Source organism: Arcticibacterium sp. (assembly GCF_055134445.1).
The window spans coordinates 1-9,716 of the sequence record NZ_JBSRVI010000070.1; the positions used below are offsets into that span (position 1 = coordinate 1).

Annotated in this window: 10 protein-coding genes; all 10 read left to right on the forward strand. The window is 37.7% G+C overall.

Annotated features, from left to right (window positions below; genetic code table 11):
- Positions 1 to 70 precede the first annotated feature (70 nt).
- Positions 71 to 511 (forward strand): TlpA family protein disulfide reductase, encoded by a 441-nt coding sequence (locus ACTBZY_RS09655; RefSeq protein WP_463046128.1) that lies wholly within the window; start codon positions 71 to 73, stop codon positions 509 to 511.
- 132 nt (positions 512 to 643) lie between these two features.
- A complete protein-coding gene (locus tag ACTBZY_RS09660; RefSeq protein ID WP_463046129.1) occupies positions 644 to 1,207 on the forward strand; it encodes a TetR/AcrR family transcriptional regulator in 564 nt (187 codons plus the stop codon).
- 64 nt (positions 1,208 to 1,271) lie between these two features.
- Entirely contained in the window at positions 1,272 to 1,829 is a 558-nt protein-coding gene (locus tag ACTBZY_RS09665) for a carboxymuconolactone decarboxylase family protein (protein ID WP_463046130.1), read from the forward strand.
- Between the two features lie 248 nt (positions 1,830 to 2,077).
- A complete protein-coding gene (locus tag ACTBZY_RS09670) occupies positions 2,078 to 2,377 on the forward strand; it encodes an exonuclease domain-containing protein (protein WP_463046131.1) in 300 nt (99 codons plus the stop codon).
- Positions 2,346 to 2,693 (forward strand): 3'-5' exonuclease family protein, encoded by a 348-nt coding sequence (locus tag ACTBZY_RS09675; RefSeq protein ID WP_463046132.1) that lies wholly within the window; start codon positions 2,346 to 2,348, stop codon positions 2,691 to 2,693. The genes ACTBZY_RS09670 and ACTBZY_RS09675 overlap by 32 nt, the downstream gene beginning before the upstream one ends.
- A 285-nt stretch (positions 2,694 to 2,978) precedes the next feature.
- The gene (locus ACTBZY_RS09680) at positions 2,979 to 3,692 is read left to right on the forward strand and encodes a class I SAM-dependent methyltransferase (RefSeq protein WP_463046133.1); all 714 of its coding nucleotides are present in this window, start codon (positions 2,979 to 2,981) and stop codon (positions 3,690 to 3,692) included.
- Positions 3,693 to 3,758: 66 nt separating this feature from the next.
- Entirely contained in the window at positions 3,759 to 5,201 is a 1,443-nt protein-coding gene (locus ACTBZY_RS09685) for an SDR family oxidoreductase (protein ID WP_463046134.1), read from the forward strand.
- 152 nt (positions 5,202 to 5,353) lie between these two features.
- Positions 5,354 to 7,447, forward strand: a complete 2,094-nt coding sequence (pta, locus tag ACTBZY_RS09690) for a phosphate acetyltransferase (protein ID WP_463046135.1) — start codon at positions 5,354 to 5,356, stop codon at positions 7,445 to 7,447.
- A 2-nt stretch (positions 7,448 to 7,449) separates the two neighbouring features.
- Positions 7,450 to 8,637: an acetate/propionate family kinase gene (locus ACTBZY_RS09695; protein ID WP_463046136.1), complete on the forward strand. Its 1,188-nt coding sequence runs from the start codon at positions 7,450 to 7,452 to the stop codon at positions 8,635 to 8,637.
- Between the two features lie 259 nt (positions 8,638 to 8,896).
- Positions 8,897 to 9,406: a DinB family protein gene (locus tag ACTBZY_RS09700; RefSeq protein ID WP_463046137.1), complete on the forward strand. Its 510-nt coding sequence runs from the start codon at positions 8,897 to 8,899 to the stop codon at positions 9,404 to 9,406.
- Positions 9,407 to 9,716 lie beyond the last annotated feature (310 nt).

Consider the following 9,716-nt stretch of genomic DNA (forward strand, 5'->3'; position numbering starts at 1 on the left):
ACGTTTACAGAAATGTATGAACAGTTAGTTATTAAATGACGTTAATAGCACAGTAGTAAAACTAAAAGACATGATTAAGGAGAATGAATTAGTGGCATCCATAATGGTTCAGGATTTCAATCAACAACAAATTGATTTAATAAAACTTTATAAAGGAAAGCCGCTTTTGGCTATTATCTATAATAACCAATGCTTGGGCTGTACAGGCAGAGCAATTCCGCTGGCGTACCAACTCCAAAAAGAAAATGTCGGCATTCAGGTGGTGGGCATTCATACCAACTTTAAAAACATACAAGTCACCGAAAATGACATTAAAAGCATTTTCACTATTGACGAGCTTCCTTTTCCTATTTTCTTAGATGACAGGCATGCGGTCTATGACCAATTTGATTCCGAAGGAACGCCACAATGGGTTTTAATTACAAAAGACGGGCATCTTTCTCGCTGCATATTTGGCTCACAAGACGGTGCTCAAAATCGTTTAATGTACGCTCTGGAACAGCTTGAATAAGCGAGATTCCATTATTTCAATGGAATAATTTAAACTAATAATCACGGAATTTATATGGTTGTAAAAATATTAAATCAACGTTTACTTTTTTATATCTAACCGATTGTTTAGTTTTGTGACACTTAAGAAACAATGGCACGAAAAAAAGAATATATAGAAGAAGAGGTTATCGAGAAAGCCATGAATTTATTCTGGCGAAACGGTTATGAAACAACCTCTATGCACATGCTAGAAAAAGAAATGGGCATTAATAAGTTTTCTATCTATGCTAGCTTTGGCAGTAAAAATGGTGTTTTCCTTGAAAGCATAAAATGTTATAAAAAGGAGCTAAACAAGCTCATAAGCAAGCTGAAAGCTTCTACAGACGGCATAGCAGGTATTAAACAATACTTCTATGACTTTATTGAATTCACCAAAGAAACCGAATTTGGTAAAGGCTGTTTAGTGACCAACACTGCCAATGAATTAAGACCAGATGCTGACGAGAGAATAAAGGAAGTTTTATCAAAATTTACCGCTGAAGTAAGACAAGTATTTACCACGAGCTTAAAGCAAGATGAAACCAAGGCACCAGAAATCATAGAACAGCAGGCAGACTTTCTGATTATTTCCATGTTTGGATTATCATCTGCCACCAGGTTATTTAGTAAAACACAACTGGACAATTATATAGAACACATTTTCAAAGAGCTTTAACTTTTTTTTTAACCAATAACTAAACGAATGTTTAGTTTATCAACAATTAATAAAACAACAAATTATGACAACATTAACCATCCATAACATCGAAACAGCTCCAGAAGAGAGCAAAGGAAAATTAGAGAAATCGCTTAAAACCAATGGAATGATTCCTGGTTTACATGGTGTATTGGCCGGAGCTCCAGGCTTATTGGAAGCCTACCAAACTGTAGGTAAATTATTTTTAGAATCTTCACTTAACGCAGAGGAGCAAACCGTAGTTTGGCAAACTGTAAACGTAGAGCACGAATGTCACTATTGTGTGCCTGCACATACTGCCATTGCGGGTATGATGAAAGTGGATTCATCCCTTTCGGAAGCATTAAGAAACAGTACGGCTATGCCAACAGAGAAATTACAGGTATTGCATGACACAACATTAAAAATTGTTAGAAATCGTGGACGTTTAACAGATGAAGATTTGGCAAATTTTTATGCGGTAGGTTATGAAGAAAGACAATTACTAGAAGTGATACTTGGTGTATCTCAGAAAGTGATTAGTAACTACACCAACCATATTGCAAATACCCCTGTGGACGCTCCATTCCAAAAGTTTGCTTGGGAACCAGCAACGGTTTAAGTCTAAAACATAGTTTTAAGCTACATTTAAAAACTCCATCAGTTTATCTGATGGAGTTTTTTGCTACGTACCTTACCATAAAAATAAACGCTTTTGGTATTGTGGAATTAATTCTACAATTTCGATTTACCAAGAGTATAAGCAAGCCATGACAAACTACTTTTACGCATGGGTATAAAAGATAGCTTACTTAAACGAATACTCCGTTTATATTAATGCTCCACCCAATTAAAAATAGACATTAAGATATGGATTTTATAACGATAGATTTTGAAACAGCAACAGCACAAAGAGACAGCCCATGTGAAATTGGACTGACATTTGTTGAAAATTTCAAAATCGTTGGGAGTAAGTCTTGGCTAATAAAACCAAAGTATGAAGAGTTTAACTATTTCAACATTGCCATTCACGGCATTAGACCAACAGATGTAGCTAACAAACCAGAATTCAACGAATTATGGCATGAAATAAAACCCCTAATTGAAAATAAATTTTTGATAGCTCATAATGCGGCGTTTGACTTCAGTGTTTGTAAGAAGAACCCTTGAAGCGTATAATCTTCCATTTCCCGAATTAGAATACTCTTGTAGTTACATATTTTCCAAAAAGGTTTGGGAAGGGCTTCCTGCATACGACTTGAAAACCTTATGTAATCATAACAAAATCTCCTTTAATCACCATAGAGCAGAAGCTGACAGTAGAGCTACCGCTGAACTTACGATTAAAGCATTTGAAAAAAATGGAATAAACTCAAAAGAAGATTTCCCTGAAAAATTAAAAACTAACATTGGAAAACTGTATGATGGTGGCTATAAACCCTCACAAGCAAAAAAAATATATCGTTCTAAAGCTTTAGCAAAATAGTGGGCCACCCTTAAACCCGGATTATGCGTTGGGGAATCGTTACGAGCTTTAAAGTACAATAAATCAGACAATTAAACGCGATTCGCATAGCGTTTACCCTGAGATAATGTCGAAGGGTTCTGGTGATTGAGTTTAAATGGGTGTAGCCTGTGCTGAGTTTAACGAAGTATACTAATTTGAAGCAATTTAGCTCCGGTCCCGATAAAATCAGGAGATTGCCTTATGCATAAAGCAGGTTTAATATTGTCTATTATTGCATCATTGCTGAAACCATAAAAAAGAACCATGAAAGAAATATACGAGCCTAAGTTTGTTGAAAAGCTATTTGATAAAATGAGTGGCTCGTATTCAAGAATGAACTACATCACCTCATTTGGCTTTAGCGAAAGGTGGAGACGGCAGTGTGTTAAGGAAATAGAAATTGAGCCAGGAAGTACGGTTGTCGACCTATTGACAGGAATGGGTGAATGCTGGAAATACATTCTTAAAAAAAGTAACAAAAACACTAAACTTATCGGTCTTGATTTCTCTTCAGAGATGATTAACCGAGCTAATAAAAACAAGTCTAAGTTTATAAACAGCAACATTGAAGTTCATAAAGAGAATGTCTTTGACAACTCCATCCCAGCCCAAACTGCCGATGTTGTTATTTCCGGCTTTGGTTTAAAAACCTTTAATGAAGAACAGCTGGCCTTACTGGCAGATGAAATTGACCGATTGTTAAAACTAAATGGCCAGTTCTCTCTGGTTGATGTTTCTGTTCCAGATGGCAAGTTTTTAAAAAGTTTTTATATGTTCTATCTAAAAAACGTCATTCCTATTTTAGGTAAATTATTTCTTGGTAGTCCTGAAGCCTATAGAATGCTTGGAATTTACACGCAGGAGTTTAAGAACGCTAAAAAAGTGCTTCAGATATTCAATAGACCAAATTTTGAGGTAGAATACGTAGCATATTTCTATGGCTGTGCCAGTGGTATTAAAGGGAAGAAAATAGCATAATATAAATTCACCCATAAACCCCACTACACCATCCTTCGTAATTCGTCTAAAGCATATGCCATTTAAATGAAAATACTTCTTACAGGTTCTACAGGCTACATTGGCAAAAGGCTGCTTCCAGTGCTTATTGATGCCGGACATGAGGTGGTTTGCTGCGTGAGAGACCCCAAAAGGTTTAATCCGCCCGAATCCCTTAGAAAAAGTATTTCAGTTCTGAAATTAGACCTGCTAGATGAAGTTTCTTTAGAAAATATCCCTACCGATATTGATGGTGCCTATTATCTGGTGCATTCCATGTCGGCCTCCGGCGATTATCAATCTTTGGAGGAGCTGTCTGCCATCAATTTCCGAAATGCCCTTAAAATAACGCAGGTCAAACATGTGGTTTATTTAGGGGGTATCGTAAATGACACAGAGCTATCGAAACATCTATCTTCCAGAAAAAATGTGGAAACAGAGCTCAGCAAAGGCGATTATAATTTCACGGCTTTAAGGGCAGGTATTATCATAGGTTCTGGTAGTGCTTCTTTTGAAATCATCAGAGATTTGGTGGAAAAACTGCCGGTCATGATTACCCCAAAATGGCTCAACACGAAATGCCAGCCTATTGGAATTTCGGATGTCATTGCTTTTCTTTCCAAAACCATTTTCCATCCTGAAACTTTCAATCAGAACTTTGATATTGGTGGTCCAGATGTTTTGACCTATAAAAATATGCTCTTAGATTTTGGTAAAAGCCGAAACCTGAAACGTAAGATTTTTGTGGTACCCGTCATGACGCCCAAGCTCTCTTCCTACTGGCTTTATTTTGTTACCTCTACCTCTTATAAACTAGCCACCTCTCTAGTAAACAGCATGAAAGTAGAGGTGGTATGCCGCGATAGGCGACTAGCAGATATCCTAGGCATTAATCCTTTAAGTTATAAAGAAGCCTTGAATCGGGCTTTCAGCAAAATTGAAAACAACGAAATACTTTCTAGCTGGAAAGACTCCTATGCAAGCAGTGGCATAAATTTCAATATCTCGGAGTTTATCAAAGTCCCCTCTTTCGGTTGTTTTAAAGACAGCAGAAGCAAGACCATGGAAAACCGTGCTTTAACCGTAGCTAAAATATGGGCCATTGGCGGCAGCACGGGTTGGTATTATGGAAATTGGCTGTGGAGAATCAGAGGTTTTATGGACAAATTATCTGGCGGTGTAGGACTCAGAAGAGGTAGAACCAGTCCTACAAGCATCAATGTGGGCGATACCATAGATTTTTGGCGAGTGTTATATGCCGACAAAGAAGAAGGGCGATTACTGCTATTTGCAGAAATGAAACTGCCAGGAGAAGCTTGGTTAGAATTTAAAATAGAAGGCAACAAGCTTATACAAACCGCCACTTTCAGGCCCTTGGGCGTAGCAGGCAGATTATATTGGTATGCCGTCTTGCCCTTTCATGGCTTAATTTTCAATGGCATGTTAAATGCGATAACTAATGCTAAAACCGTAGAAAACTCCTCCAATTAGCCTTTATACTACTTTTTGAGTGCTGAATGATTCAAATTGATTATATGACCATGCTCATAAGGTGATTGCTGTTCTTTTTAGACTTTTGCATTTTAAAAAATAACGACAACTGTTTTTACCTTATTGGGTATTTACAAACGAATATAAGATACATGAGCAAAGGAATATATATTACTACAACTGGCCCAAATAGTGGTAAGTCCGTTGTTTCACTTGGCTTAATGCAAATGCTACTGGGTAAGACTGCCAAGGTGGGTTACTTCAGACCTATCATTGATAACCTCAATGATGGCAAAATGGATAATCATATTAGAACAATGATCAATCATTTTGAATTGCTTATTGCGGCAAAAGATGCCTATGTTTTCACCCGAAATGAACTTATTGACCTTTTAAATAAGGGCAAAGAAGACCAAATAATCAGTCAAATTATTGACAAGTATAAAACACTTGAAGAACAGTTTGATTTTATCTTAGTAGAGGGTTCCGACTTCTCAGGCGAAAGCTCCATCATCGAGTGGGATATGAATGTTTTGATTGCCAAAAACCTTGGTATTCCAGCCATTATTTTAGCTACGGAAACAGGAAAGACCATAGATGAGCTTGCAGGTAATTTACAAATGGCTACAGACTCTTTTAAAGGAAACGGTGTGTCTGTTTTAATGGCCATTGCCAATAAGGTGTTACCCGAAAACCAAGAAGCTGTAAAAAAGGTTTTGAAAGAAAAGTTGCCAAAGAGTGTTTTAATTGAGGTCATCCCAAGAATCACAAGTCTCTCACAACCCTCGGTAAAGGAAATTGTGGATGAACTTCATGGTAAAGTGTTATTTGGAGAGCAATACTTAAATAACCAAGCCGGCTTCTTTAGTGTGGGAGCCATGCAGCTCCGAAATTACCTCACCCATCTTAAAGAAAGCAGTCTGGTGATCACTCCTGGAGACCGGGCAGACATTATCCTTGGAGCACTTCAAGCTAACCTTTCGGCCAATTATCCGGCCATATCTGGCATTATCCTTACAGGCGGTTTAATTCCAGAAGAGTCTATTTTGAAACTTATTGAAGGCTTAAGCGAAGTGGTTCCTATCATTTCTGTAAATGAAGGTACTTTTTCGGTCACTAACAGAATTGGTGATATCAGGCCTAAAGTATATGCAGAAAACACGGAGAAGATCAGAGTTTCAATGCAAGTTTTTGAGCAAAATGTGGATGTAGAAAGCCTTTCCAATAAGCTCATCACTTTTGAGCAAAATGGAATCACACCAAGGATGTTCCAATACAATCTGCTTAAAAGAGCCCAAAGGCATAAGAAACACATTGTACTTCCAGAAGGCTATGATGAAAGAATCCTGAAAGCGGCTAAACAATTGATTGATCTAGATGTGGTGGACTTAACCATATTAGGGCAGCCTAGTAAAATAGCCCAACTTCTAGCAAGTCTTGATATACAGCTGGATCTTTCAAAAGTTAGTATCATAAATCCTACGGACTCTCCAGATTTTGATGCGTATGCAAATTCGCTCTATGAAATGCGTAAGCATAAGGGTCTGAATCAAGCAATGTCGAGAGACTTGATGGAAGATGTGTCTTACTTTGGAACTATGATGGTTTTCAAAGGTGATGCAGACGGAATGGTTTCTGGTGCTGCTCATACTACGCAGCACACCATCAGGCCAGCTTTGCAGTTTGTGAAAACTAAGCCAGGCGTTTCCGTCGTTTCTTCTGTGTTTTTTATGTGTCTGCCAGACAGAGTTACCGTCTATGGCGATTGTGCTATCAACCCTAATCCTTCTGCAGAAGAACTTGCCGAAATAGCCATTTCCTCCGCAGAAACCAGTATTTCTTTCGGCATTGAGCCTAAAATAGCGATGCTATCTTATTCATCTGGGGCTTCTGGTGTAGGGGCGGATGTAGATGTGGTGCGGAAAGCTACGGAAATAGTGAAGAGCAAGAGACCAGATCTAAAAATAGAAGGGCCTATTCAATATGATGCCGCAGTGGACATGAAAATTGGTAAAAGCAAGTTGCCTAACTCAGAAGTGGCTGGGCAGGCCAGTATCTTCATATTCCCTGATTTAAACACTGGAAATAATACATACAAAGCAGTACAGCGAGAAACTGGAGCATTGGCCATAGGCCCAATTTTACAAGGCTTAAATAAACCTGTAAACGACCTCAGTAGAGGCTGTACAGTCAATGACATTTTCAATACCGTCATCATAACCGCAATTCAGGCTCAAGGTCAGTAATTATGAATATTTTAGTTTTAAATTCTGGCAGTTCCTCTATTAAATATCAGCTGATTCAAATGCCCACAGAAAAGGTCCTTTGCTCTGGCATATTGGAAAGAGTAGGTGAAAAAGACGCACAACTAAGCCACAAATCTTTCAAAGGAAGGAGACTGGTAGAAAAAGAAATCAAAGACCATAAAACAGGCCTAAAACTGATAGCCGAGCTCATCGTTGATAAAGAAGTAGGTGCCATAAAACATGCCGATGAAATAATGGCAGTGGGACATAGGGTCGTTCATGGTGGAAGCAAATATGCGGATACCACGGTGGTGAATGAGGAAGTAAAAAAAGAGATTAAATCCCTCTTTTCTTTAGCTCCATTGCATAATCCTGCCAATTTAGAAGGCATTGAAATTGCAGAGCAAATTTTCCCTAAAGCTACTCAAGTGGTGGTATTTGACACGGCATTTCATCAAACTATTCCAGAGAAAGCCTTTAAATATGCTATCCCCAATATGCTCTTGCAAGAGGGAATAAGGCTGTATGGTTTTCATGGGACAAGTCATAAATATGTGGCTAAAAAAGCCCAAGATTATTTAGGCACAGCCAAGAGCAAAATCATTACGATTCATCTTGGCAACGGCTGCAGTATGACGGCGATAGAAAATGGAAAAAGTATAGATCACAGTATGGGATTTACGCCGTCGGCTGGATTGATCATGGGAACCAGAAGTGGTGATATAGACCACAGCCTCATATTTTATATGGTTAACACGCTAGGTTATGATTTAGATAAAGTAAACCATCTGCTGACCAAAGAAAGCGGCATGCTTGGCTTAACGGGTTTTATGGATCTCAGAGATATACAAAAAGCCGCCGAAGCTGGTGACGAGAATAGTATTTTGGCACTAGAAATGAACGCTTACCGCATCAAAAAGTACATTGGAGCTTATGCGGCTGCCATGAATGGTCTTGATGCCATCGTTTTCACGGCTGGAATCGGAGAAAATTCTAGTGTTTTGAGGGCCAAAATCTGTAAGGATATGGACTATCTAGGCATGGAGATAAACCTGGAAACTAACCACCAAAAGTTGGATGACTTCCTAGACATAAGCTCTAAAACGGCTAAGGTTAAAACGCTAGTCATAGCTACAAATGAAGAGTTAGAGATAGCGACACAGGCTTATCATTTGCTTAGCTTTAAATAAGCATCAAACTTTTACTAAACTAGATTCTTCTTTCTGTATTAACAACCCCTAATTGCCGAAAAATAAATGCTTTTGGTGGTACCAAGAAATTTCTCCAATTTCACTTTTTGAACGGATACAACTATCCGAAAACAAACACTTACAAACGAATATATAAGAGATATAGACGCAACTTAAGCCATTAAGGCGGATAAACACCAATACGAGTGGTCATTGAGAAGTGATTCGCAAAATCTATCAGAATACTAAGGATAAAAAAATGACAAGCGGAGAAATTAAAAATACAATTGATGTTTGGATAAATGATATAGAACAATACAGCTTTGAACAAATATGCTCTAAATATTCACAAAATAGTTGGTCACTAGGGCAAGTTTGTGTTCATCTAATAGACTCCACGAATTATTTTCTTGAACAGATTACCATTTGCCTTTCTAATAATGAAAATGCAACGGAAGAAATGACAGAAAATGCCAAAACGATGTTTTTCAATAATGAATTTCCTAATGATTTAATTGAAGGTCCCCCTTCTAATAATAACACCTGTCAGCCCAATAGCAAAGAAGAAATTTTGAGTTCGCTTGCTAAATTAAAAGAGACAATTATATATTATGACAGTCAAATTTTAAACAGTAAGTTCTATGGTAAAACAAAGCATCCAGGTTTAAATTATTTTAATGCTATGGAATGGCAACAATTTATAGAAATGCATTTTCGCCATCAATTAAGACAGAGGGATAGGATAAAGACTATTTTAAAACTAAAATGACATCAGCTCATTAGAGAAAATAACTATCCCGTGTTTATACAAATGAAGCATATTAAAACGCCATTAAAATCCGAAACTTTTGTTTACCCTCCAATGGGAAAGATGGTAGGACTTTTGGGCGGAACACTAAGCATATTGTAAAATGGAACAACATGTCGGACGAATGACATACACCGATCTTCTAAGCTAGCAGCTTAGCTGCTTAAAAGCCCCAGACTTGACATGAAATGACATTTCCAAGACAAGCTCATACTCTCCATTTTAGAAAATGAGTCCCTTTTAATTATCCTTTTTTAGCTTAGCACAAGTT